Below are 25837 nucleotides of genomic sequence, written 5' to 3' on the forward strand. Positions count from 1 at the left end.
AAGCAAAAGAAAGAACAGCGCGAGGTGGCCCTTAAGGAAACCTCACACTGTTCTTCTTTTTATTCAATTAGTCGATGACTTCAATCTCTTCAATAACGACATCTTCTTCAGGACGATCGGGATTGTGAGGGTTATCCGGATCCGGACCTACTTCCGTTGTAGCAATGGCATTCACAACGTCCATTCCTTCAATGACATGTCCAAATACCGTATGGCGCCCATCTAGGTGAGGCGTGCCTCCGCGTTCAATGTATGCCTCGCCTGCCTGTTCATCCAACTGCCCTTCTTCTACTCCATTTTCAATCGCTTCAACGAGGCTTGCGTCCAATTCGCTATTATGAACGATAAAAAACTGACTGGAGTTGGTGTTCGGACCTGAGTTTGCCATGGACAAGGCACCGTTAAAGTGCATGAGCTCGGGAGCAAATTCGTCCTCAAACGGCTCACCGTAAACACTTTCGCCACCTGCACCTGTTCCTTCAGGGTCCCCGCCTTGAATCATGAAGTCTTCGATGACCCTGTGAAACACAACACCTTCGTAATAACCATCCTCTGCATGAGTAACAAAATTCTCTACCGCTTTAGGTGCATATTCCGGAAACAGCTTTAAGTGGATATCACCCATAGACGTTTTCATAACCACTTCCTGTTCCTCACTTGCAACCTCATTGTTAAGCTGCGGAAGGTCCAATGCTTCACCGTCATTTCCCGCTTCCTCTTCTACAGTACCTTCCTCGTTCTGTTCGCCTTCGTCTACACTGTTTTCCCCTTCATCCCCGCATGCAGCAAGGATAAGAGTAGCGCCCAACAGGAGGCTACCTACTTTTAAACTCGTTACTTTTTTCATACTTTCGTCGATCCCTTCTATGTAAGCTATTCCTTTATTATGTAAGACCTGACTTTAAAAAAGCAAGCTAGAATTTTTTTCTTCTTGACTACTTTTTTTGAAACAGGGTAATATAAAATAAGAACATCTGTTCGTAATATCGTTTTGAAGGAGCGAACGAACCATGGCTAAACTCACAGTTGAAGAAGAACGTTTAAGCGAATCCTATATTTTATATGAGCTTATGCGCAGGGTATTGGAGAAGGATTTAGTCAAAATGAACCAATCTCCGTTGAAATTGAAAGGTCCCTACATCCACCTCGTAGAGCACACATTACAAGACTTGAGTAAGGAATTGTTCGAAACAAAAGCCAGGATGAAGCACTTAAACATAAAAGTGGAACTGAACGACTACGACGATACCTTCTCTGAGTATACGATCTTTTACAGGGGATACGCCCTGACTGCCAAATACTTGAATGCCCATTTAAAGAACCAAGTCGCCGAAACGATCGAATCATGGTTTCTCCACCGAAAAAACGACGGACAAACCAAAAGAGACAGCTCCATCCACTGATGGAGCCACTCTACTACAATAATGTTTTCACCTTCGGAAACACCCGAAGGGCCGTGTTGTAAAACACATCTTCCCAAGAATGCTCAGGCATATGACTTTGAATGAATCCGATATAAGGTTCGACTCTCACAAGAGGCCAATCCGTTCCAAACATAAACTTTTCATAATGATCACAAAAAGCGGTTGCGTGCTTAAAATGATCAAAAAAGTGAGGCGTGTTGACAATTCGATTCACTGCCTTCTCTTCTCCGACGATGAGTCCGGACAAATCAGCAAATACGTTACGGTTTTTATATACCACTTCAGCAGCATCTAGCATCCACGGATCACCAAAATGAGCCATTACAAACGTGACGTCGCGGTTTTGTACCGCCGTTTCATCAATCGTAAGAGGATGAGCATACTTAAGTAACCCTCGCTCAGAGTACGTATCTCCCGTATGAAGAACAACCGGAACTCGGTAGGCTTTTGCAAGCTCATAAACAGGACCGTACACCGGATCATACGCATAAAACGGATAATAACCTAAGTAGATTTTGATCCCTACCGTTTGAGGATCCAGAAGGGATCGCTCAAGGTCTTGCAATTCTTTTTTACCAAGGCGATAAGGATTGATACCCATACACACACCCATGTTAGATGGCATTTTAGGCGCAAGGTCAAGCCCCATAGGTGTTGGAGGAGCGGAGTCCGGGAACCCCTCTCCACCCTCAATCTCGCTCAGTCCCATGGCAATGGAGAAAACAACATTCGCATCTCTAAATTCCTTTTCGTACCCTTGTAAGGAATAATCAATAGAGGACAACGTTTTGGCTGTATGATGAAAGCTTTGAATGTGAGAAAAATGAATGTGAGCATCAATGATTTTCATTACCTAGTCCTTTCTAAGCGTACTGTAGTCAAACCGAATAGACCTAAGGTCGGTGGCCGCTTCCGGCGTAACCTGTTCTTCACTGAATAAAAAGAACATCGGATCCGAGTAGAACGTCCCTTTGTCTTTTAACTCAACCGCACGTCTTGAGTCGCCTGCAATGACATGTTGGTTCGTATATAGTTCCATATTGTCATTCGTTTGTTCAGGAAAAACATGCAATTTTTCATTACGACCTTTCATGGAAGTAACGAGGTGAGTGAACTGGTCAAGCTGGTGCTCACTAGTATGATGTCGGTACGTACAAGAATCCTCCCCTGCCTGAATGACAACATCTCCAACAGTCGACCCAGTAAAAATGTTAAACATGATAGCCGCCATTTCATCTTTCCATAACTTCCCAGTTTCCTGTTTGATTGTGTACATGGTGCAGACAACAGGAGCACCAGGCATGATGAAAGTATAAAATGTGGCGGTAACCCCTTTGTATCGAGGTTGATTCTTGACTGTGAATTGTTGTGCTACACCTGTCCAATCGTTATCGAGTTCATCCTTTATTCGAACAAATTGCGCCTCAACACGTTCTTTTAGGACGCTTCTAGAAGAGAGGTTGAAAAGCTCAAAACGGATTCCGCCAATCCAAGGATTCCACCAAGACCTTGGCTCAGGTGTCGGGAAAGTCGAGTCCAGCCATTCTTTACCTTTATATGTGAGAGAATACACGGCCGGATAGAAATCCGGTGCTATTTTAATGGAGACACTCTCATTACGTAGGATAAGCGTTTTCCTTTCACTGATTGTATCCACCAGTGTTGATACCTCTTTTCCACTAACAGGAAATAACGCAGTCGTCTTTTTAAAGAGCTGTCCGGACAGGTCAATAGAGATATCCGCTAAGGTCGGTTGTGAAACGGATAAGATCGGCAGTGTGGTTTCCCATGAACGTCGATCTTCCTCACTTGTCCATTGATCCTCACTGATCTTTCCTTCATGTCGAATACCCGCCTTTAGAACGGCGTCAGCAGATCGGTTTAACCGCTGGTTGAACAGTAAATGAGCGGTGTGCTTCACAAAAGGGTTTTTGTTTTTGGTTCCCCAGCTCATCACCGATGCTGAAACAACGGGAGTCGGTTCAACCTGTTGTTTTGCAAACTGCCTTGCTTCTTCAACCGTCAATAACGCACCTAATGAAAGCGTCGTAACAGGGGTATAAACCGTTTCATCGGGGCTTATTTCTTCAACATCATGTTCAAAATACATTATATGCCACGTATGAAAATGAAGTTTAGTCTTCTCGTCCCATATAAGAGCTGCAGGCAGATTTTTTCGCGTTGTAAACAGCCAGTTTTCAGTCAGCTTATCACTGTCCCATCCATTTACTTCATGAAAATAAGTTCCTTTATGTTGAACAAACTTGTTATCGTAAGGAAGAACAGTATCACTCAAATCAAACTTCAGAGGTTCGTTGAGTTTAATCCCGGATATAGGGTTTTCACTTTTGTTTATCAGCCCAAAGCGCTGAGTCATGATTCCGTCCGCAGTCAAGGAAATGATTCTTTCAAGAGTTAGCCCTGGGAAATCACGAGAAGGATAGACAAGCGTAGCTCCAATGGTTTGTCCTTTTTCAAAAAAGGTCACTTCCTTCGGTTCCATTTTTGAAAATTCTTCTGAATAAGGCAGTCCCACTTTAGGGTAATGAAACGTAAAGTCTCCTTTATTTGATCTGCCCCTTTCGATAAAGACACTGTTGTTTTCTTTTTTAACGCCCACATGAGACAGACCTTGGAATAAGTGTACATACTCTGTTGTTTCTCCATAACAACTCTGTCCCGTCACATTAAACAAGAACGTTAAAGGCTGTTTGAAATCAATTTCAGCATTTTCCATTGTGACTTTGGCGTTCAAAAATTCATGATAAAACAAAGCTTCAGTTAAGTGATACAAAACAGGAATGGAACGCTTTTCAGCCTTTTTTAATCTAACGCTAAACGTATACTGCTCGAATGTCACCACTTTTGATGCGGGAAGTTCGAAAGTAATCACAACTTCACTATTGCTGTTATTTTCAAGTTGGATATAGGCTTCACTTTTCTGGTGTGAGAAAGACCTAGACCCACGGACGCTCCCAGTAATCGTTACCGGTGCTTTTGTGAGGACTCCTTTTTTCATCACGACCGATTGGCCATTCACTAGGACCACTGCCTCAACAACAGGGTGAGTCTGCATCGTTTTTTGTTCACCTGAGCGCTCCATCACGAAGAACTCACTCGTAAAACGCTGTTCTTCCCCAGGCATGACAGTCCCTTCCCCTTGATCGGAGAAGCGAATATTTTTATTATCACGACCTGAGTAAGAAAATGCGAGAGGCTCTGAAGATGTATTTTTAGCTATAAACGTAACCGGATACTCTTTTCCAAACACGCAATCATGACTGTCAATACTCATCGTCACTTCTAACGTACTTGTTTTAAAACAGCCAATGCCACGACCGGTTTTTTCAATATCAACAGAAAGGCGGTGTTCATCTTTTCGCCACTCGTAGGTGTAATAATCAAATCCGTCCACTTTCTCTCCATCAGGCTCTGTTTTTATTTCTCTTACACTATCTTCATACCAATCGACCTCTTGGAAAAAAGGAGCGAAAAGCTCTGTCGAGAGAACCGTAGGCAGAAAGTTCATAAGATGAACAGTGTCATCACGATTTTCCCAAAAAAAGCCGCACTTTTTATAAAGAGGTACAGCCTTTGTATTCCCGGGCCATGTGTATAAATCAAGCCTTGGCCATTGCCGTCTGATGGTCTCATCAAGAGCAGTTAAAAGGAGCTTCTTTCCGATCTTTTTTCCGTGGTAGTCCGTTCTTACATTTAATAGTGGAATATATAGTGCACCTTCATCCTCTCTGTACTCGGAAAGTCCACAATAGCCTACTACCTCTTGTCCATCCATCGCTAAGTAAGTACGAAGGTTTGAAGAATTGGCCTGTTGATCTCGAACGTGCTCTTTTGACTTTACATCTGAGTGGCCACCCCAACCCTCCCTGCTCATGTTCCACATTTTTGCAACATGCTGTGCGTGAATCGGCTCATACTCCAAAACTTTAATTTGGTTTACTTCCATCTGAATCCTCCCCCTCAACGAAGCGAAAGAGGCTGTCCCTGCAAGTATATCGAGGGACAGCTTCTTTTGGTTGCAAGGACTATTTTTTAATGAGTATCCTTACGTCAGCGCGTTAGGCTCAGCTTCCTGCCATCCACTCCCTTTCCGCGGAGGTGCCGGCGAGCCTCCTCGGCCAAAGTCCTTGCGTGGTCTCTCCTGGCTCCCATGGCCGCAGGAGTGTCGCTGCTAGCCATAACAAAAGGACACGGCATTTCACATAAAATAAAAGGGTTACTGACTAAGAGGCATACTCATTATTTATTTTTTGTATCTTGAAAGCGGTTTTCTTTAACTTGTTCGTACGCGGTTGTAAGAACGCCTTGAATCGCCTGGCCCCGGTCTTTTTTTCTCTTTTTAAATTCTTCATAAAGGGCTTCCCCACTAAAACCTTCTTTTACGAGGTTTTTAAGGAGCATATCGGATAAATCATCTTTTTTGGCCACGATAACCCCGTCTAAATGAACGCATAAATGCTCACTTAATTCATTGACCGACTTTACGGAACAGACAAGGGTTGCAGGATCATTTGTCTTTTTAGTAATCGTTACTTCAGCCATGAATTGATGATTTTTACTAGCATAATCTTCAAAAAACGAGCGCCATTTTTTATCTACTATGGCTTCAACAAGCCAATTTTTCTTTGCTTCTTCTTTGTTAATGATTAATCCATCAGCAAGAGGAATCTGTTTACCTTTCAATTCCTCTTTCTTATGATCATCATCAAATAAAACAGCCAACGAACATAATTTAAATGTCTTCATCGCGGCATCCTCCCCTTTCATGGACATCCCTTCCCCATATTCGCCACGGAGTAGAAAAACCCTTCTTCATTCATAATTTTACACAAAATTGTGCGGGGTCAGACCCCAACAACTAGCTAAGTACGTTGAGCTGAAAAAATAATTAAAGTACAGATTTTTTCACTCTTCATTAAACAAAAAAACATAGACGATGAAAACATCTGCGTTTATTGTTTAAGTTCATATCGGAGATTATTCTTGCAGTACTTAAAGGATTACTTTTGAAACCATTTTCTTTCTGGAGTATAGATAAAATCCAACTTGCATAAGCAGGTAGATACCAGCTACAACGATGAAATTCACCATTATTTCAGGGTTTTGTACAACACCACCTACATCCGTTGCCATTGCAACAATAAACAAAAATGAAAGTACAACTCCAGTTATGACAGGGGTAAAAAATAGAGGAGCCAGCTCTTTGGCAATCATTCGTTTTGTTTCATGCCCAGTCAGGCCAATTTTGGTTAGTTTACTGTACTTCACTCTCTCTTTGTCTATCGTTGAAAAGATGTTTAAGTATAAGATTACAAACGACCCGAATAAGAATAATATACTTAAAAATGAAAAGACAAAGAACGATAGACCGTTTATATTCATATTCATTTGATATGCATCTGCTTTGGACTCTACTTGAAAAAGAAACTTTTCGGGACTCTCTTCTCCATTAATTCCACTTATTGACGGGGAACTTTCATTTGCAGTCGTGAAAATCTCTTTTAACTCATCCACTACCCCTGCAGTCTCATCCCAATGGACTACATTGATTAAGTGAATGGTCGATTCAAAGCCATCTTCCCGGTTTTCCTTTATCCTCTCGAATTCCGCTTGGTTTACAATCACAAAATCATTACTTAAATGATTGAGGTTTCTTTCGACAATGGTGTCAACGTGGATGTAGTTTCCCTCATTTTCATTTTCGGCAGGGAAATGAAAGCCAAAAACATAACCTTCAGTATTATGGTGTGCTTCGTGATTTAGGTAGTAGATAAATTCCTTATCCTCAAGTGCAATCGTGGTTGAACGCAACTTACTGAATTCACGATCTGACATCACGTGGTAAAATTGCCCCCAGTTCATATCATGGTATTTTTCAAAGAACGTATAAACCGGTAAAGTTATATGCTGTTCAATCGGATTTTCATCCTGGTCAACGATGGCATACAGTTCTTCCTCTGTAAGATTGTTATGATGTTCAGACTGAATAAAAGCGATATCATACGGATTCATATTCATCAATCGTTCTTTTTCATCCGTGTATGTAAACAAAAGAATGGTATTGTAAAGAACTGTAACCATGATCATCACGCTGACAAGCATAAGAGTAGAGGTAAGTTGTTTGAATTTGTAATCCAGATTGCTTAACGGCACCATCCTGGGATAGTAATGAGCATCATCTTTCTTAATAAAATTGATAACCGAACTGGTAAATTGATTTAAAGCTAAATACAAACCCATGAATATAAACACTGTCCAAATAATAAGATAATCACCACCGTTAGGGCCTGTATAGGTAATAAACACACCTAAGATAGAACTAATGATGATAAGAACCCCAACCATACCTAATACCGGATTTTTCATTTTTATCGTTTCAGAAACTCTGTCACTTTTCAGAGTCAAATTGATATCTTGATTAAATAGGAGAAAAAGCGTTCTTCCAACGGCGATAAGAAAGACAACTAAAAAGATGGTGATGGTGGATAGGAACATATCAGCGCTCAATTGATAGGAAACCCCGCTTAACCCCATATAATTTAATAGGAGAAAGAAAGCAAGTCTGGATGACAATGTGCCACATAATAAACCAAGAGTTATAGAAATAGCAGCAATGATCCCATTTTCCAGAAGGAGAAGCTTACCTAAATCTCGATTGGTCATTCCTAAAATCATAAATAAGCCAAATTCACTTTTTCTTTTTTTTATGAATATGCCGTGTGCTTGACTAATAAAGAACACCGTAAATAAAACCAAGGTTATTGATGGGATTCCTAACGCATATTTAATTGAATCAGCTTCTTCTCCTTGAACGATATCTGCGTTAAAGTACAAGGTTGAAAATATGAAGAATAACATCACTGCTAAACTATTACATAATACATAGAAGGTGTACTTTTTATAATTGGCCTTTGCCATTTTCATAACAATTAGGTTAAAAGACACTATTCCTACCTCCCAAAACAGCTTGGCAATCGATGATTTGCTCTAAAAAGGCTTTCCTACGTCCACTTCTAGTAATGGACGAGTGAACAGAGCCGTCTTTTAAGAACACGACCTTATGACAATAACTGGCTGCAAATACGTCATGTGTAACAAGAAGGACAGTAGTCGATAGTTCATTAACCACCTTTTCAAAACATTCCATAATGATCTCGGATGATTTGGAGTCAAGGTTTCCAGTTGGTTCATCTGCCAAAATGATATTCGGTTCATTCACCAGTGCACGACTTACAGCCGTACGTTGCTGTTGTCCGCCTGAGATCGTATAGGGGTATTTTTGCAAGATGGTTTCAATTCCAAATAAACTGGCTAGTTCTTCAACTCTCTCATTTATGATGTTTCCTGATTTTTTCTCCAGAACCATTGGCAGAATAATGTTTTCTTTAACTGTTAAACTATCTAAAAGGTTAAAATCTTGGAATACGAAACCCAATTGTTTGCGGCGGAACAAAGCTAAGTCATCTCCAGATAAATCATTTAATTTCTCCCCGGCAATGGTAACTTCACCAGAGGTTGGTTTATCAATCCCGCTTAATACATTGAGTAGAGTCGATTTCCCACTTCCAGATGGACCCATAATTGCAATAAAATCACCCTTATTAATCGTTAGGTCTACTTTATCTAAGGCAATGGTATAGCTGTCATTCTCTAATTCCCCGTAAATTTTCCTGATTTTATTGGTAGCTAATATGACCAAGGTGATTCCCCTTTCAGTATTGAAGTGAAGATTTTTTGAAAAGATACGACAACATTCGCTTTTTCACTTTTTCACCTAATTTTAGCACAAAATACCATATATACTTGGATTACTTAAAGAAGAGAACTCTAGCCCTTTGTGGTTGTGTTATCTTACGAAAAAAGAGCATGGCGAATGTTCGCCATGCTTAGTTTTGCTTTTTTTAGGTGAATTTGATTGTGAAATGTGAATTTAATTTTTGCCTTTTAAGGACTGCAACTCCTCATCGTGAACATGAACAGACGTTCCTTTATTAAGGTCTTCTTTCATTACCGAAAGCTTTTGGACTGTTTTCTCCTCTGTGAAGACATAAATATGTCTTTGACTATTGATCTGATTAAGCTTCTTTTCAATTTGAGTTTTTGTAAGGTTTTCTTTTGAACGAACACCTACAAAACAGTTCTCTCCACTCTCAATAATAGCCACACCCGCCAATGGATCGAGGGTCTGTACAGCTTCTTCTATACGGTTTTCGATGGAGTGAATCGCACGTTCGTCATTAAACTGCGCATCCATGTCTCGCTCCATCATATCCTTATCCCACCTTTTGTTCTGATACGGATGAGTGTGGTCACGGCTGTACATCGATTGAGGTGAACTGTCGGCAAACCCATTCATTCCTCTTCCCGGTCGGTCATCTCTAGTGATCATAGAGGAGATAGGATTGTTTCTGTATTTCTGCTGGTTCCAAAATCCGTATCCTTCCCCTTTACGATGTTCATGAGCATCAAATGCGTAGTTTGGCTGATTTTCCATTCCTTGATCGATAGGCTCACCTTGACATGCTGCACTTGTTATAAGCAAAATGATAGTAGTGAATTGTAACACGTGTTTTCTTGAAATCATCACGAACCCTCCTTTTCCTTTAGTTTTTGCTAAAGAAAAAAGAAACATGCTGACAAGGGGAGAATTCTTATGACAATTCGTGAAGCTCTCTTCACACACCTTCCATCACACTATTTTCCTAATGAAATCGATACGTATGCCGTTGTAACAGAAAATACATTTCAAACCCTGTTAGAAGAAGAAAAGAAGCAGGCCATCACGTTTTGCATCCCTACCTTAAAAAACCTTTTTATGAAGTACGATCGCCTGTTTATTCACACGGTCCCGGTTCCTCAAACAGAGCTTTTTCAAGGTGTAGACACCCGGTACATTTTTTGTAAAGAACTAATGTTGATCCTTGCAAACAGTTGCAATTGCGAGCTCATTTTTTTAGATATCGCCTGTGTAATAAAAGAACAAAAGGCTTTATCCAAACGGGCCAGTTCAATACAATTGATCCCAATAAAGCAAAACAAACGAGCAAAAGATTTCGCGAAAAAATATGCAACTTGGCTTCAAGTGATGTCGAAACACTTCATACAAACACAGATCAATGATCGAACTTTTTCAATTTATTTATTTGGGGTTCCTGTTTTAAGGATGAATACTTTTCTTATGCATAACGATCGCATGATAATTTTTGTACTTACAAGCGGTCTCCTATACAAGAAAAGGTCTCTTCCTTCTACATTTACTTTTTTAATAAATGAAAGAAAGACGATTCTCTATACAGGACTTTTACATTTCTCTACCCGTTTACCTTGGATCTTTTACACATTTACTCAGGCCGTTATCCACGAGATAGTGATGATACGTTTTTCTAAACACATACAAAAAACCACCTACAAACCGAAATCATAATCGATTGTAGGTGGGGGGCCTTCATACTATCCATTTTCAAGTCCTGTACTGGAATCCACATCTTCATAAACCATTGGAGGATGTTCAACCCGGTAAAAGCCTTGTTCCATATCCCGATATAGTTTGACTCCTTCCATAGAGAGAAAAGCCGTACCCGTTGGAGCAAAATAGTAAAGAGGAAAAGGCTCTTGAGAGACTTTAACCTCTCCTGCTTCCTGAATTGGAAAAGCGGTAAGAAAACGATCTACTACATTAAATGCGATAGCGTAAATAAAAGCTTTCGTCAGATCCCTCTCACCTTTTTCTTTATTTTCGATAGTTTTAAGACTCTCATAATATCCGAGCAACTTTTTCTGTTCCACTCGTCCTTTTGCAGTTAAAGGTGAAATGACAGGGATCATAGAAAAGCTCACTAATGCCAAGCAGAGCAATCCTATGCCGATAAACGGTTGAAAGAACAAATAGGCACTTCCTGTAACGACCCCCAGTAACCCACATCCTATAAGGATCATTCTTCGTTTGATAAGTGGGTGATAAAGATGTAAGGCTTTCATTCTCTCAACTATTCGCCTCTCCCACTCCTCCAAATGTTGCAAATACGCTTCCATCTTTTGTTTATCATTTGTAAATGACTCCAAATCCGTTACAGAAAAATGGCCATTTTTCCCAATCTCATAACAAATCCATTCAATAAGAAAACGCTCATCTTCAGCTTGTGCTTTTGATGACCGACTAGCTTTAAATACAGGTGTGCCACCTTCATTTGATAAGGTCAGAACGTTTTCGTTTGCAAGAAAAAGAAGCCCTGATGTTATGTCATTCGCTGAAAGACTCCTATTAAACAACAATTTTGCTGCCATTGCTGGATTCAAAGAAACCCTTTTGTTTGCTACCGTTTCAACTACATCTCGATTTCGTTTTTCATTCATCAGAACCAAGGCAATCGTGATGAGCATCATAATTCCAATCATTATTCCCATCAACGTAAAACCCCTTTCTCTTTAGGCTTATGAGATGTCTTTTTGGAAAGATGATTGTCCTTTATTCGAAGAAGAAAAAACCTTCCGAAGGTAAAAAGAGATAATCACCAAGCTGAAAAGAATGTAACCGGTAAACATCGTCATATATACATTCTCATTTGAAATGGTATGCAGCCATAAAGGTGCGGACAAAAGAGAAAGTAACCAAATCATCGACATATTCCCTACTAAACATGACCACAAATAAGCACGTAACCGAATCGGTGTAAAAGCAGCCGCAATGGAAATCAGGTTGCTAGGGAAGATCGGAATACTTCGCAAGATAACAATCATAAATACCCCGTACTCATTAATCCACCTATAATAGCGTTCCATACGATCTTGTCTCTTTTCCCACAAACGATCGACCCAATTAAAGTTGACATACTTAACTAATAAAAAACATGTTAACGCCCCAAGTACTGTTCCGGTTAAGCTATAGAATCCCCCTTCAAAGATCCCAAAGGCCATGATATGGACGATTATTACCAGCAGGATAGGAAAAAGTGTTAGAACGTTCTGCACGATCATTAACGGAATGGTAATAAAAAGAAGAGCGTAGCCCATCTCTTCAAACAATGTATCAATAAAATATTCAACGTTATTGTTTCTTGCTTCGCTAATAAAATCACTTTGCCAAAGGGCTATTGCGGCTACAAGAACAAGAACGGGAATCAACCATTTTTTCAAACATGCACCGCCTTCACTTAAAGTTCCTTTCTTAAATTATACCGCAGAAATAGTGAAGTCACAATGAATGCCCTTTTATTGGTTCTACTCTTAGGCAAAAAACCTACACTCAATAAAGTGCAGGCTTTTCAAGTTCTTCAAAAGAGGTTAAGTTTTTGAATAAAAAGGAAATGACGGTTTATTCAATGATCACATCAAGTTGCTTAGGCTATATTCTAAATCGATTTACCCTGCTCTTTAATTCTTCGGCCATATGATTGAGTTGCTCGGATGAAGCGGCAATTTGCTGAATAGAAGCAAGCTGTTCGTCCGTCCCCGCTTTTACTTCATGAAAGCGAACAGATGTCACTCCAGCAAGCTCTGACATTTCTGCTACAGACGCGGCAACTTGTTGAGAGCTTGCTGACATTTCTTCAGAGACAGCGGACACTTCTTGAATTTGTATGTTTACATTACCAATTGACCGTTGTATTCTTCCAAAGGCATGTCCTGCATTTGATACAAGAGTAATGCCATTATGAACTTCAGCCGTTCCCTCTTCCATTTGAGCAACTGCTTGCCTTGTTTCATCTTGAATTTGTTCAATCACAAGCCCAATTTCTTGAGCAGACTTTCGTGATTCTTCAGCAAGTTTTCTCACTTCATCAGCCACTACAGCAAAACCTCTTCCATGATCGCCCGCCCTTGCAGCTTCAATGGCTGCGTTTAAGGCTAGGAGGTTCGTCTGTTCGGAAATAGATGTAATCATCTCAATAATTGTACCAATCTGAACAGAACGTTCTCCAAGTTGATCCATAACTTTTGCTGTCTCAGTTACAGCCCCTGAAATGAGGTGCATTTGGTTGATTGCTGATTTAATTTCATTGTTACCATCATTGGCTTCACTTGTAGCTAAGTGTGTTGATTCTGCTACCGACATGGTTGATTCAGCAATTCGTTGTATGCCTGTATTCATTTCCTCCATTGCTTTGGAACTTTCTTTTGAACTTTCTACAGTATGGGAGGCACTTGAAGCCACTTGATCAGTAGTGGTTGCAATCTGAGTAGTGGCAGCCGTAGTAAGCTGTGAGTAGCCCGATAGCTCGGAAGAAGCCGAAGCCACGGATTCGGCTGTTTCTTTTGCTTGTTTCATTAGATTCCTAAGCTCCACTACCATCCTATTAACCGAGGTCGTTAGTCGACCAATTTCATCTTTGGACTGTGTATGAATAGCTTCACCTGTTAAATCTCCTTGAGCGACTGTTTCAATTTTACGGACGACTCGTAAAATCGGATTCACAACTTGCTTCGCTACAAATAAAGCCACTAGAATAGCTACAACAATACCAATTCCAGTCGCAATGATTGTAAACAGAGCAACCGACTCTCCTTGTGCACTAATCCCTTCCCCTCTTGTCATAATTCCACGTTGCTCATCAGAAGCAAGGACTGTAAAACCCTCCATCACTTCCTCAGCTATTGGGTCAAGCTGGTGACGTACAGGAATCATCGCCGTTTGCATCCCATGCTCTTCATACATTGGAAAAACCTGCCTAATGGTGATGTCATTCCAATATTCGCTTCGATCTAGCAGGTATGCGATGTGTTCATTTTCACCTGAATAGGTTAATAACGCATCTCCCAACTCATTGCTTTGCTCTGCCAAAGAGATATATTGAGCTTGGTATTCCTCATCTCCAGTCAGTATGTATCCTCGTATCGTAGCCATTCGCTCTGCCATATTCAACGCCATATTGTTGCTAGTCGTTAAATGTGGTAATTCTTCTCTGATAATCTGTTCCACATTCTGATTGACCGTGTACAAATTCGTAATCGAGAAGCCTGAAATTCCAATTAAAATGAAAAGAATGAATCCAAATCCCAGTAAAATCTTCGCTCTCAAACTTTTTCTCATACCTTTCCTCCTTTCAAGAAATTTCAGTATATTTAAAAAACATAAAATAACTATATCATAGTGTTCATGACTTTTGGCTCATATTCTAGATAAACAAATACAAATAAAAAAATATAGACGAGAGTCCTATTCTCGTCTATATCTCAAATCGATATCAGCTTTGTGACTGTACCCTTTTCTTATCCGCTTGTCCTTGAGCCGTTTTAAAGTAGATCGTTCTGTAAATAAATGAACCCGCAAGGCCAATTAATGCAAATCCAAACATCCAGTAGTACAATGTTCGTACCATAAATGCGTCAATGACAGCTCCTCCTAAAAGAGAGCCAACCACACCGGACATACCAAAAAAGACACTTATAAACAAAAGATGCCCTGTAGATGTAAGCTCTTCAGGTACTAAACGCGCTACAAATTGAAATGCAGTCAGATAAAAAATTCCAAATGTAAGGCCATGGAGTACTTGTAAAACCAAGATTTCGTTCGGACTTGGTACCATGCCCATAAAGAGCCATCTTATAACATACAAGAAAGCGGCAAATGCAATAAACGTTAATGGATGAAATCTTCGGAACCAAAAGGCGCTTGTTGCAAATACAAGGGCCTCTGTAATGACACCGATAAACCAAGCTGTGCCAATGACCGTTTCATTTCCACCAAGCTCAACAATATATAATCCTAAAAAGGTGTCATTCATCCTATGGGTTAAACTTATTAGAAAGATCATTGTTAAAAACAAAGCAAGCGTTGGATCTTTTCCAAGGCTTAACGCTTTTTTCAAACTTGCTTTTTTCTTTGATGGTTTACTATCGGGGGCTTGTGTACAAAAAAGAATAGCAATGATTAACAAGAAAGCATAGACGTAATAAATATTACCGATTCCAATTTCAGCCAAGATGAATCCTGAAACGAGTGAGGAGGTTCCAAAGCCAAGAGAGCCCCACATCCTAATACTGCCGAAAGAAACCCCTCTTTCATAGGATACCTTTTGTGCTAAGCTATCACCTAAAGCACCCGCTGGAGACATAAAAGTAAAAAAAGCATATAACAAAAAAATAAGCCATACGAATTCATTCATTTGGAAAACGGCAAAACCGATAATCAACGCTCCTGAAAGACATGCGATCAAAATATATTTAACTGTCTTCCAGCGATCACTCATATATCCCCAAAAAGGTTGGGATAAAATCGCAGCAAAAGGTCCCACGGCAAGTAAAATGCCAATCTGGGACCCAGATAACCCTAGTGCCTGAAAGTAAACAGGCATGTAACTGATAATAATGGTCATTGCGGAATGGAAGAAAAAAAGCATTCCCTTAAGCTTCCATGTTTGATGCATTATACAATTCCTTTCTCTTGCACTCCTTATAGAAGCCAGTCTCTTTCATATAAAAACGCAGGATCAATATCCAAAAATACAAACCGGTTGTGGGACAATGGATACGAATATGTGCGAATAAGCTCGTTTGTATGAATATCACGATAAACATCCGATAAAATGCCTACTTGACGTCCTTCCATTTGTGCCACATTTTCGAGAAAATAAGATCGCCAACTCCAGTTCTTCCCTCTAGCCGACTGCTCCTCTTCCCAACCTGTGGACCCATGTTTGATCCAGTTTGACGTAAGCTGATAGCCAAACCGTTCACACATATACACCCGAAAAGCCATCTCGTTTAGTTCTTCTGCAATCGCTTTTACTCTTTCATCATCCGTTTTGCACTTTACAAGAGATTTCATTGCAAGCTGCGCAAGATGTTGATCCAAATCAAGAACAAAAGCAATCTGTTCTTGTAATCGTCCATTTTCTCTCAAAATAAAGGATCGTACTTTATCATCCAATTCACTTTTCACAGCTACTGTATCGGTCCACCCCATATCCGGTTTTAGAAGGTAACCACCTTCAATAAAGCGTCCTCCATGTCCCCATGCAATGTGGAGGTGGTGGAGGTCTTCAATTCCTTTAAATAAAAGTGTAGCCCCAATCTTTCTAGAAAAAATAGCAAGAGCTTCAAGTACATTTTGATAATCATACGCCGATTCATGGTTACCGATTCCCTGCAAATCCACCTTCATCATATTCGGTTCGAGTTTTGAAAGACGGTCCAAATCGCTACCAAACTTCCCTAGATCGTCTACCGCTACTTGAATTCCGTTCGTTGCAAAAAATTTCATCAAATGACTTAAGCTCTCGATGTCTCCGTTAAAATCATGCTCTCTAAATTCAAGCACCAATTTATTCATAGGAAATCCCTGGTTTTCATATCGCTGGAGCTTTGTTAAGAACGTTTCGTGTGCATTAAGTTCATCTAAGACGTTGGCGTCTACATTTAAAAACAAAAAAGGCTCTTTTTCTTCACTTAAGTAATAGCTAAGAGCCTGGTCATGAATCCACTCATCCACTTCCCATTTATATTCTGCCGGTACAGACATATCTCGGAAAAAGGATCCAAGAGATATGAAGCCTTGCTCCGTTTCCACGTGCCCCAGTACTTCATACCCTACAACCGTATGCTCATCACAACTGATAATCGGTTGGTAAAGTGGCACGATCTTGTTTTTATGTAAAATGATATCTAAAGGATCCATACGTCATTTCCCCTTTTACTCCATTTACAACTGTTGTCTTTTTATTATTTTAGTATAATGTGTTGCGATAATGATTTAAACTAGAAACTCAATCAATATATTACCAGACCAATACAAACGAATATCTTGAAAGGCTTACAATGTATTCAATAAAGATATTATATTTATCTTAAAATAGCTATCAACTTATTGTATTTTTATTATTACATGTATGATAATTGTAAGCTTCTTTATCCATTATAACACGATTTTTAAATCGGAGCTCTGGGTAACTCCTTCTGTATAGAGTCTTGGCTATAAAAAAACGTGCCTCCTTTTAGATAAGGACGCACGTTCACTTCTTTTTTTGTCGCTGAAACAAGCCTGCCGTTTTCGTTTTTTTCGGACGGTTAGGATCTGTAGGGTCATAAAGCCATTTGTTTCGTACCGTCAACCAAGTTAAAAGAAGAACGACAATGACGGCGATGATCCCACTCATCAAACCACCTCCATTAATAGTGTTTCCTATTGGACCATTATCAAGGAAGTAACTGTTGTTAGTTGTGGGAAATCTTTTCATTTACTTCATTTACAAATTGGGTAAAAGCACCTTCATTGATGTGTCTTTGACAGTATTCATCAAGTTGGCTCTCCAACTTGTTCATCAATTTAAGTCCCTCTGTTCCTGATTTCATTTTCTTTATATACTCTGAAGAAAGATCTTCAAGCTCGTTTTCGTACGTTTTTTCTACTTCAGGGTCCATGCACCTCTCGAACATGTCGATCACATGGTCTCCTTTACGAGTAGGGTTGATGACATGAGGAGCGGTACCATCCAAAATTGCATATCCGAGCTCGGGGAGGACAACCATATCCAGGCTATCGGGATCTAACCCGCATGGAAAAGAGCGAACATGAAGACCGAGGCTTTTTCCGTGCTTCACGATTTTTCTCATTAATGTCGATTTCCCACTACCGGATCGGCCCTTAATGATAATTCGATTAGCCAGAGGTTGTGTGATGGAATGGATGAAGTTTACGGCACCAAATGCTGTAGCCCCTCCAAAGAAACGTTTGTCTGACAGACTATTGCCTACAGAATTCGTATGATAACCATCAAACATAAGTGCAATAACATCCTCAGCAGCTTTGTCTGCTTTAGCAAAATCCATTCCTTTCAAATAATACTCTTCCTTTATTTCGTGTATCTCTTTTCCTTTACGAAAGGATTGATGAACGCCTGCTTCTATTTGACTCATCTCTTCAATCATTTCGTTTATCTTTTCCGAGCTTACAGAAGAAAGACACTCGTTTAAATCAAAGGAAGAGACTTTATCCTTTATAGGGTGTAATGGATCCTCAGACATGACTAACAATCGATGTTGATCCGATATTCCTTCTATGGTTTTACCATCAACAGGGTGAACATACCTTGTAAAGTGTGCCCTTTGTTGGACTTGTTTATTTAAAAGGAGGTTCATCACGTTTTCCCGAAGCGTCCTGCTGCCTCCCTTGATAAAATGAATCTCCTTGAATGAAGGGATGGCCTCGTCTAGTAAAGAAACATAACCATGACTTGTGTGGGCACGCCAAAAATAATTGCTCATCATTCACACTCCCGTCCGTTTAGTGACGTTAGTATGATATTCACCCAAACAAAAAACCGTGCGCTTACAGCTTGGCCAGAAACCGCTCGGCGTGTTCGTACGGAAGTTTTGTCAGACCTAATTCTTCACCTTCTCGGCCAAACGATTCATGATGAAAATCGGATCCTCCCGTTTGAAGCATTTTTTTACCCGACGCCTGTTCTATCTCCTCACACAAGGATGAAAAGCGTTTGATCGCTTCTTTTGAATGGTCCCGATGAAAGACTTCAATGCCGTCTAACCCATCATGAATCGCCCATTCTTTGATTTGGTCGTCTAGATCATAAAAAACAGGGTGAGCAACAATAGCTAGCCCTCCTGCCTCTTGTATCACTTTGATCGCCTGACTTGGGGTAAGCTCTTCTTTTTTTGGAACATAAATGGGCTTACCATAACCAATATAACGATCAAAGGCACCTTTAACTGATGTAGCGTATCCTTTTTCTACGAGTGCTTTTGCCATGTGTGGACGAGAGTATGTATGTCCAGTAACATGTGGCAAGACATCGGACCAGTCAATGTCAAGATTCATCTCCTTACATTTCTCAATCATTTCTTCCATTCGTTCTTTACGCATTCCTCTGTAATAGGCAATTGTATCTTGAAATGCCGGATCTTCGGAACGAAAATTAAACCCAAGAATATCAACACTTCGTCCACCTTTAGCACGAGTACTTAATTCAATGCCCGCAATAAACCGAATACCATGCTTTTTAGCTTGGTCTTTCGCTTCCTTTAGCCCTCCAGTTGTGTCGTGGTCTGTTAATGAAATCACGGTCAGACCACCTTTGGCGCATTTTTCTACTAATTCCGATGGGGCATACCCCCCATCGGAATAAGTCGAATGCATGTGCAGGTCGGCTTTCATTATTGCCACCACTTATCAAAGACAGTAACAGGAAGCTGACGTTTATGTTCGGTCATGTCGTAACGATTTTCCAAATTCTCTTTTGATTTTGTATCGATTTCTTTGCCTTCCAGATAATCATCAATTTCATCATACGTAATCCCGAGCGCTTCCTCATCAGCAAGAAGTGGCTGATCGTCTTCCAAGTCCGCAGTAGGTTGTTTTGTATATAATCTTTCGGGAGATCCGAGCTCTTTTAAAAGCGCTTGTCCTTGTCGCTTGTTTAAGCCGAATAAAGGTGCAACATCACAAGCACCGTCACCATATTTTGTGTAGAAGCCTGTTACAGCTTCTGCGGCGTGATCCGTGCCAGCAACAAGACAACCATAGTGTGCAGCTAAATCGAATTGTACTTTCATACGCTCACGAGCCTTTGTATTTCCTTTAACGAAGTCCGACATCGCTTCTCCAGTCGCTTCTTTAAATTGAGCATATGAAGCATCCACTGCAGGTTTAATGTCTACTCTCACTTTTTTATAAGGTTGAATAAACTCCAGTGCTAGCTGTGCATCATCTTCATCCTTTTGAACTCCATGTGGAAGCCTTACAGCATAAAACGTATATTTGTCCGTGCTTTCTTCTGTGTTGAGCTCTTCCATTGCCATCTGTATCAACTTTCCTAAAAGAGAAGAGTCTTGTCCCCCACTAATGCCTAACACATAACCGTTTGTTTTGCTTTTTTTAACATAGGCCTTTAAAAAGTCCAATCTTTTTCTAATCTCATCTTCTACGTCAATTTCCGGCTTGACTGACAATGCGGAAATAATCTCATCTTGCTTGTTAATCAATGAAAACCCCTCCGTTTTATTGTTTAAATTTTTCAAGTTGGGATAAAAGACCCTCTTTCTTCAACACACGTTTTGCATGTTCTCCTAGAAGATCAAAGTGAGGAAGTCCTTTTTGGTGATGAATCCATTCCCGTTTTAAACCGTGTTTCTTTCCCCAATTAACGAGTGTATCAATGTTCGTACAGGCTGCTTTTGTGACGGTTTTGTACTCAGGGAATCGTTCATCGTACCAATAATGAGTAATAATTGCGATTTGCCCTTTTTGTGCTTTTTCTTTAAACACATTCAATTCAGAGCGAGTGATCCCAAAGGCCATTTACTAGCCTCCTTTTGTGCTAGGTATCCTTATTTTAGCACTTCAACTATGAATTTAACCAATCGTATGGATACGAAATGTGAAAAAGGTAAGGACCTGAGTCCTTACCTTAACCGTTACCCCATTTGAGAATTTAGTATTCGCCTCGTTCGCGATCCCCTTGCTCATCTGCAATTTCTGCCTTAAAGCTTTCAATACTTGCTTGACGACGCTGGTTTTTTTCCTGAATAGCTTGGCGGTCTTCCTCTTTAAGATCCAGATTGTTCGCTGTTTCTTCTGCAGCTTCCATGTTTTCTTGAGTGTCTTCAACCATCTTTTGTAGCTTTTCCACATTGTCTTGGCGTTTATCTGGTTTTGCTTCCATTTCAAACGATTCCTCCTTTAAAATTACCTTCATATTTTGGCGGAACCGATAGAAATTATGCATGAGTTTTCTTATGTTTTTCGTATGCTTCATGCCAATCGGGGAATTGCTTCTTGATGTTGATTGGACGAAATGTTTCTTTTTTTACACACACATGTTCACTGAACCCCGAAACACACATGTCTCCTTTTCCGTTTGTAATTTCGTATCCGTAAGTCACGCGTATTCCCGAATAGCTTTCAATCCATGTTCGTACGGTTACTTTATCACCATAGGTTGCAGGAGATTTATATGACAGGTTAATGTTCGTTACAGGCGACAGTATACCTGATTTCTCCATGTCGGCATAACGAAATCCTAAGGCTTCAATTAACTCAGTTCGTCCAATTTCACACCAAATGAGATAATTGGCGTGATAGACGACGCCCATTTGATCTGTTTCCGCATATCGGACAGTTATTTCAGATTCAGTAGTTAGCATGATTAACTCCTTTATATTAGAGTATTTTAGTAGAGATTGTTGCTTTTTTACTATGATCTTTCTCACTAGAATTGTTGTTGAAGCATACGGTTCCATCGCTTTTCGTGGCGGTGCTGGCAAGCCGTTAGGAACACCCTGCTTCTTTGTCTGCTAGTAACGATTTTTAGTTTCTAAATCGAGGCACCTCGGAGAACTTTTACAAAGCAAACGCTCGTCATTGCCTCAGTATCTGGCCCTTTTGCTTCAACTTTTCATAATAAAAGTAACAACCTATCCATAACAGCCGTTATTTTATGATGCTTTTAAAATCAGCTAAATTTAAGGTTGAAAGATCATGATTGGTCCTTTCAAAATCATAACCCTTTCGGACAATACGGTAAGAATGGTGCTGAATCGCATCCTCTACTGCATCTTTCATCGCCCGACCATTGCCACTAGGCTTGTCTCGTTCGATATCGCTTTGGAGTTCCTGAGCCGTTTTTTCATCCACTCGATATCCGAACCGTTCAACATAATATAATAAAATGTCAATCATTTCTTCCGAAGAGTAATCGGGAAAAGGTATGGTTTTTTTAAATCGTGATGACAAACCGGGGTTACTGTTTAGAAGTGCTTTCATCGGCTCCGGGTACCCTGCCAATATGACCACAAGATTTTCTTCGTGGCGTGTCATTTCTTCTACGAGAGTATCAATGGCTTCCTTTCCGTAATCTTGTTGTCCGCCGGATAATAAACTGTATGCTTCATCAATAAAGAGCACACCACCGAGAGCTTCCCTGATTTTTTTCTTGGTTTTCTCCGCAGTCTGCCCCACATAGCCGCTAACCAAATCACTTCTCCCAGTCACAACGAGATGACCTCGTTTTAACAAACCAAGTTCGTGGAGTATGCGAGAGAAGAGCTTTGCTACGGTTGTCTTACCAGTACCGGGATTGCCGGTGAACAAACTATGAAGTTGAACCGGAACCTCAGGTAAGCCTTGTTCCCTTCGTAACGCTTGTATTTTTACAAAGGAGGCGAGTGTTTTCACTTCTTTTTTTACTCCCTTAAGTCCAATAAGTTCATGTAGCTGCTCTTCAGCCCCTATTTGTTCCATTTTCTCCGTGTCTTCTTCTAGGAAATCGTCTTTCTCAAGCACGGTAAAATCGTTTCTTGTAAACGTTCCCCGCTCGCCGGCTTTAGATCCTTTTTTGAATATCGCGTTTAGAACAATGTTTTTGGCTGTCCGGGCATTTCCGAATGATTCATCCACTTGTTCTTGTTCGATTCGCTTTTTAAATGACGGCAGGGCTTCTTCAGTAATGGAAAAGTCGTTATCCAAAGCCACATGTTCTCCAATTTCCAACAGCTCATCCTCACTGTAATCAGGAAGGTGGATGTGATTGTTTTCTGGGAAGCGGCTCCGAAGGCCTGGATTTGTCCAGAGAAAGCGTCGCATTTCTTCAGGATAGCCCGCCAAGATTACAGCGAATTTACCAGCGTATTCTCCGCTCGTCATAGCTGATACGAGAGTGTCAACAGCTGTTTGTCCATAATCGTTACCACCTGCACCCTCACGCTTAAGACTATATGCTTCGTCTATAAAAAGAACTCCTCCAATAGCATCTTTTATAACCGCCATTGTTTTTTCTTCTGTTTGACCAACATACGACCCAACTAAGTGAGATCGATCAACCTCAATGACATCTTTACTTGGGAGCACACCAAGTTCATGGTATATTCTTGCCAAAAGCCTGGCTATTGTAGTTTTACCAGTACCCGGATTACCGGTTAAAATCATATTCAAGCTTTGTTCGTCTTGAAAATGAAACCCTTGAAGCTTCCTTTCTTTTTGATAAACGAGGTAGCGGTAATAGTTGCGAACACGCTCTTTTACTTGCTCCAAACCAACCATCGTATGCAGATCTTTTAAGGCAGATATTTCTTCTCCTTTATTTAGGGCTTCCTCTTGAATGGCTTGCCATTCTTTCAGAAGAGATTCAAGCTCCGCAACAGCTTCTTTCACTTGTTTGAGAAGCTCTTTAGAATGATAAATTCCGGAGATACTTCCTTTGAAAAGCAGCGATACGTTTTGTAGTTCCTCTGCAGCATTCTTCCCTTTTTCAAGTACACTCACAACTTTGCCACTAAAGGCATACGCATCATAGTCACTTACTCGTTGAGCACTATCATCCAGTCTAGTTACCCGCTTTGATAACTCTTTTTCTTTTAACAGAAATGCACTTGCCATTGTCAGATATTCCTCTACAACGGCTTTTTTTGCATGACTGTGATCCGTTTCACGAATTTTCGGGAAAGGTTTGTCAAAAAGCTCAGTTAGGAGAGCTGCATAGTCAATATCTCGCAAAAGTGAAGCGGGATGTTTATCATCCGGTAATAATTGATAAGCTCTCTCGGCCCAATCCGTAACTTTTTCATCTTCTGCTTGTTTACGGTGGAAACGTGCTTTGCCCGCTAGAGTATATAAATACGCAAGGCGTGTGTTTTTTGTATATAACGTTCCATGATCGTCGTTTTCATTTTCAACAACGGTTTGTATAAGACGCACGATTTCCGTTTCTTTTAACTGTGATTCAGGTTTATGTAAAAGATATTCAATGGTTTCATCGATGGTAGGGCGGTTCGTTCGTTCGCGTTCCATAAGATAGGTCCCCTCACTTTCTTCTCTCATATTGTATCACTGTTTTTTCGTCATTTCTAAATGGACGAGTCGCCATTCTTTTCTCTGGGCATATGATGAAGAAAATCAACAGAGGGATGGGATGTACGATGCCTCCAAAAAAGAAAAAGAAATACGCAGCGCCAGACGTGAATTCAAAATTCAAGCACACATGGAAGATTGTGATGAGTGACAAATGCGAGGCTTGTTCACAACAATGTGCTCGTGGAATTGCTTATATGGAAAAAATGCGTGTGCCAGGTTCAAGTGGTAAAGGTGTTCCTTGCCACTTGACTAAAGGAAAAGGTGCTAAATAGCATTTTAAAGCTTCCTACATTCCGAAAAACCGATACGAGATTAACCTCGTATCGGTTTTTTAGTGGCGTAAAAGCCTAATATAATGTTTCACTTCTTTTTCGAGAGTATGATGGTCGAGAGCAATGCCCTCTTCTTCTGCTTTTCGTTTTAGAGAAGATAAAATAAGCTCTAATTCTTCTTTCAATCCATCAACGCGAAAGCCGTCATCAACATACTTTTTTACTCGATCGTAGTAAGTCATTAGTTCCTTAAATGATAATAATTGATTGTACATCTTCCTCACGCTTTCATCGGTTTTTTTCAGTCTATTCCAATGAAAAAAGAAAGGTGTCGCCTAGGCTTTACGAAGCTTGTTTCTTCATTAATCTGTTTCGTTTGGAGGACCAAAGTGGTCTTGTTCTTGTACCTACGGTAACACCGGTTATGACAAATAAAGCGCCTAAAACATGTGATAAATGAAGGGGCTCTCCTAGGAAAATGACAGCCAATACAACGGCAGATAGGGGCATGAAATTGATGAAAAGGGATGCTTTTGCAGCTCCTATTCTTTTAATGCCTTCATAATACATAATAAAGCTTACGACTGTTACAATCACACTCATGTGAAGAATGGATGTCCAAACAAGCCAGTTTGCCCCCATCATATCGGTCCAATTCGTTTCGTAAATCGCAAATGGCATTAACATGATGGTTCCAATTGTGACCGCATAAGTCGTTGACGTAAGTGTTGAGAATTTTGCCAATGCCACTTTCCCCAGGACACTATACAACGCCCAACACACAACTGCAAATAACAAGACAATATCAATGGGTTGAAGACCATTTTGAATGGTTACTAATACTTGTCCATTTGTAATAATAATAACAGCACCGGTTAATGCGAGAACCAGCCCCGTTACATTCCGCTTCGTAATGGTTTCCTTTAAAAATAATCCTGAAAGTAAGATGATCAAAACCGGATTCACCGCAATAAATAAAGAGCTTTTTACTATTGGAGCGTACTTTGCAGCAGTGAAAAAGGCTATATTGTATATGGCTATTCCTGTTAACCCCAGTGAGCATAAAAGGAGCCAATCCTTTTTGTTTAATTTAGGTCTGTCTTTTTCTTTCAAGATCATAATAGGAATGAGAATGAGTGAAGCAAAGAAAAACCTAAGAAATGCTACCGTTATTGGATCAAACGACTCTGTTGCAAAGCGACCTGCAATAAACGCACTTCCCCATGTACTCGTAGCAAAAGCAAGCATTAAGTAAACAGGCCATAATCGTTTTGGTTCATTAGTCAAAGCCATCAGTCCGTTTCGTCAAATGTTATTCGTTA

At 40.3% G+C, this 25837-nt stretch carries 25 protein-coding genes; 3 read left to right on the top strand and 22 right to left on the bottom strand.

Annotated elements, in window-relative coordinates; genetic code table 11:
- Positions 1 to 67 precede the first annotated feature (67 nt).
- Positions 68 to 847, bottom strand: a complete 780-nt coding sequence (locus tag G476_RS0108735) for a peptidylprolyl isomerase (RefSeq protein ID WP_026689755.1) — start codon at positions 845 to 847, stop codon at positions 68 to 70.
- A gap of 163 nt (positions 848 to 1010) precedes the next feature.
- On the opposite strand from G476_RS0108735, the gene G476_RS0108740 reads away from it, so the two are divergent.
- Positions 1011 to 1403 carry a YhjD family protein gene (locus G476_RS0108740; protein ID WP_026689756.1) on the top strand — a complete coding sequence of 131 codons (393 nt, stop codon included), beginning with the start codon at positions 1011 to 1013 and terminating at the stop codon, positions 1401 to 1403.
- A gap of 13 nt (positions 1404 to 1416) precedes the next feature.
- On the opposite strand, the gene G476_RS0108745 is transcribed toward G476_RS0108740, so the two are convergent.
- The 6 genes from G476_RS0108745 to G476_RS0108770 form a co-directional block, all read right to left on the bottom strand.
- Positions 1417 to 2274 (bottom strand): amidohydrolase family protein, encoded by an 858-nt coding sequence (locus tag G476_RS0108745; protein WP_026689757.1) that lies wholly within the window; start codon positions 2272 to 2274, stop codon positions 1417 to 1419.
- 3 nt (positions 2275 to 2277) lie between these two features.
- Positions 2278 to 5391, bottom strand: a complete 3114-nt coding sequence (locus G476_RS0108750; protein WP_026689758.1) for a GNAT family N-acetyltransferase — start codon at positions 5389 to 5391, stop codon at positions 2278 to 2280.
- Between the two features lie 293 nt (positions 5392 to 5684).
- A complete protein-coding gene (locus G476_RS0108755; protein ID WP_026689759.1) occupies positions 5685 to 6191 on the bottom strand; it encodes a YwpF-like family protein in 507 nt (168 codons plus the stop codon).
- Positions 6192 to 6437: 246 nt separating this feature from the next.
- Complete coding sequence (locus tag G476_RS0108760; protein ID WP_026689760.1) at positions 6438 to 8390, bottom strand: ABC transporter permease; 1953 nt, start codon at positions 8388 to 8390, stop codon at positions 6438 to 6440.
- Positions 8380 to 9144 (bottom strand): ABC transporter ATP-binding protein, encoded by a 765-nt coding sequence (locus G476_RS0108765; RefSeq protein ID WP_026689761.1) that lies wholly within the window; start codon positions 9142 to 9144, stop codon positions 8380 to 8382. The genes G476_RS0108760 and G476_RS0108765 overlap by 11 nt, the downstream gene beginning before the upstream one ends.
- A gap of 231 nt (positions 9145 to 9375) precedes the next feature.
- Positions 9376 to 10029, bottom strand: coding sequence for a YhcN/YlaJ family sporulation lipoprotein (locus G476_RS0108770; protein WP_026689762.1), 654 nt, complete (start codon positions 10027 to 10029; stop codon positions 9376 to 9378).
- Positions 10030 to 10098: 69 nt separating this feature from the next.
- Between G476_RS0108770 and G476_RS0108775 the strand changes: the two genes are divergently transcribed.
- On the top strand, positions 10099 to 10869 hold the full coding sequence (locus G476_RS0108775) for a hypothetical protein (protein ID WP_026689763.1): 771 nt from the start codon (positions 10099 to 10101) through the stop codon (positions 10867 to 10869).
- 26 nt (positions 10870 to 10895) lie between these two features.
- Here the strand turns inward: G476_RS0108775 and G476_RS0108780 are convergent, their stop codons facing one another.
- The 13 genes from G476_RS0108780 to G476_RS21635 form a co-directional block, all read right to left on the bottom strand.
- The gene (locus G476_RS0108780) at positions 10896 to 11849 is read right to left on the bottom strand and encodes a DUF2207 family protein (RefSeq protein WP_026689764.1); all 954 of its coding nucleotides are present in this window, start codon (positions 11847 to 11849) and stop codon (positions 10896 to 10898) included.
- A gap of 27 nt (positions 11850 to 11876) precedes the next feature.
- On the bottom strand, positions 11877 to 12578 hold the full coding sequence (locus tag G476_RS0108785; RefSeq protein WP_026689765.1) for a TVP38/TMEM64 family protein: 702 nt from the start codon (positions 12576 to 12578) through the stop codon (positions 11877 to 11879).
- Positions 12579 to 12786: 208 nt separating this feature from the next.
- Positions 12787 to 14472 carry a methyl-accepting chemotaxis protein gene (locus tag G476_RS21630; protein WP_026689766.1) on the bottom strand — a complete coding sequence of 562 codons (1686 nt, stop codon included), beginning with the start codon at positions 14470 to 14472 and terminating at the stop codon, positions 12787 to 12789.
- 154 nt (positions 14473 to 14626) lie between these two features.
- Positions 14627 to 15808, bottom strand: coding sequence for an MFS transporter (locus tag G476_RS0108795; RefSeq protein ID WP_026689767.1), 1182 nt, complete (start codon positions 15806 to 15808; stop codon positions 14627 to 14629).
- 26 nt (positions 15809 to 15834) lie between these two features.
- Positions 15835 to 17058 carry an EAL domain-containing protein gene (locus G476_RS0108800; RefSeq protein WP_026689768.1) on the bottom strand — a complete coding sequence of 408 codons (1224 nt, stop codon included), beginning with the start codon at positions 17056 to 17058 and terminating at the stop codon, positions 15835 to 15837.
- A 334-nt stretch (positions 17059 to 17392) separates the two neighbouring features.
- Complete coding sequence (locus tag G476_RS23530) at positions 17393 to 17536, bottom strand: hypothetical protein (RefSeq protein ID WP_156906539.1); 144 nt, start codon at positions 17534 to 17536, stop codon at positions 17393 to 17395.
- Positions 17537 to 17594: 58 nt separating this feature from the next.
- Complete coding sequence (locus tag G476_RS0108810) at positions 17595 to 18647, bottom strand: hypothetical protein (RefSeq protein ID WP_156906540.1); 1053 nt, start codon at positions 18645 to 18647, stop codon at positions 17595 to 17597.
- 61 nt (positions 18648 to 18708) lie between these two features.
- Positions 18709 to 19551: a PHP domain-containing protein gene (locus tag G476_RS0108815; protein WP_035186323.1), complete on the bottom strand. Its 843-nt coding sequence runs from the start codon at positions 19549 to 19551 to the stop codon at positions 18709 to 18711.
- Complete coding sequence (gene nadE, locus G476_RS0108820; RefSeq protein WP_026689771.1) at positions 19551 to 20378, bottom strand: ammonia-dependent NAD(+) synthetase; 828 nt, start codon at positions 20376 to 20378, stop codon at positions 19551 to 19553. The genes G476_RS0108815 and nadE overlap by 1 nt, the downstream gene beginning before the upstream one ends.
- 16 nt (positions 20379 to 20394) lie before the next feature.
- Positions 20395 to 20694, bottom strand: a complete 300-nt coding sequence (locus tag G476_RS0108825) for a hypothetical protein (protein WP_026689772.1) — start codon at positions 20692 to 20694, stop codon at positions 20395 to 20397.
- A 133-nt stretch (positions 20695 to 20827) separates the two neighbouring features.
- A complete protein-coding gene (gene tlp, locus G476_RS0108830; protein WP_035186324.1) occupies positions 20828 to 21058 on the bottom strand; it encodes a small acid-soluble spore protein Tlp in 231 nt (76 codons plus the stop codon).
- A gap of 55 nt (positions 21059 to 21113) precedes the next feature.
- Positions 21114 to 21539 (bottom strand): acyl-CoA thioesterase, encoded by a 426-nt coding sequence (locus tag G476_RS0108835; protein WP_026689774.1) that lies wholly within the window; start codon positions 21537 to 21539, stop codon positions 21114 to 21116.
- A 286-nt stretch (positions 21540 to 21825) separates the two neighbouring features.
- Positions 21826 to 24180: an AAA family ATPase gene (locus tag G476_RS21635; protein ID WP_035186325.1), complete on the bottom strand. Its 2355-nt coding sequence runs from the start codon at positions 24178 to 24180 to the stop codon at positions 21826 to 21828.
- A gap of 128 nt (positions 24181 to 24308) precedes the next feature.
- On the opposite strand from G476_RS21635, the gene G476_RS0108845 reads away from it, so the two are divergent.
- On the top strand, positions 24309 to 24515 hold the full coding sequence (locus G476_RS0108845; RefSeq protein WP_051314727.1) for a hypothetical protein: 207 nt from the start codon (positions 24309 to 24311) through the stop codon (positions 24513 to 24515).
- Between the two features lie 59 nt (positions 24516 to 24574).
- On the opposite strand, the gene G476_RS0108850 is transcribed toward G476_RS0108845, so the two are convergent.
- Both G476_RS0108850 and G476_RS21640 read right to left on the bottom strand, forming a co-directional pair.
- Positions 24575 to 24790, bottom strand: a complete 216-nt coding sequence (locus tag G476_RS0108850; protein WP_156906541.1) for a hypothetical protein — start codon at positions 24788 to 24790, stop codon at positions 24575 to 24577.
- 67 nt (positions 24791 to 24857) lie between these two features.
- The gene (locus G476_RS21640; protein WP_245579648.1) at positions 24858 to 25808 is read right to left on the bottom strand and encodes a DMT family transporter; all 951 of its coding nucleotides are present in this window, start codon (positions 25806 to 25808) and stop codon (positions 24858 to 24860) included.
- Positions 25809 to 25837 lie beyond the last annotated feature (29 nt).

The sequence above is a fragment of the Alteribacter aurantiacus DSM 18675 genome (assembly GCF_000429705.1).
GTDB lineage: Bacteria > Bacillota > Bacilli > Bacillales > Salisediminibacteriaceae > Alteribacter > Alteribacter aurantiacus.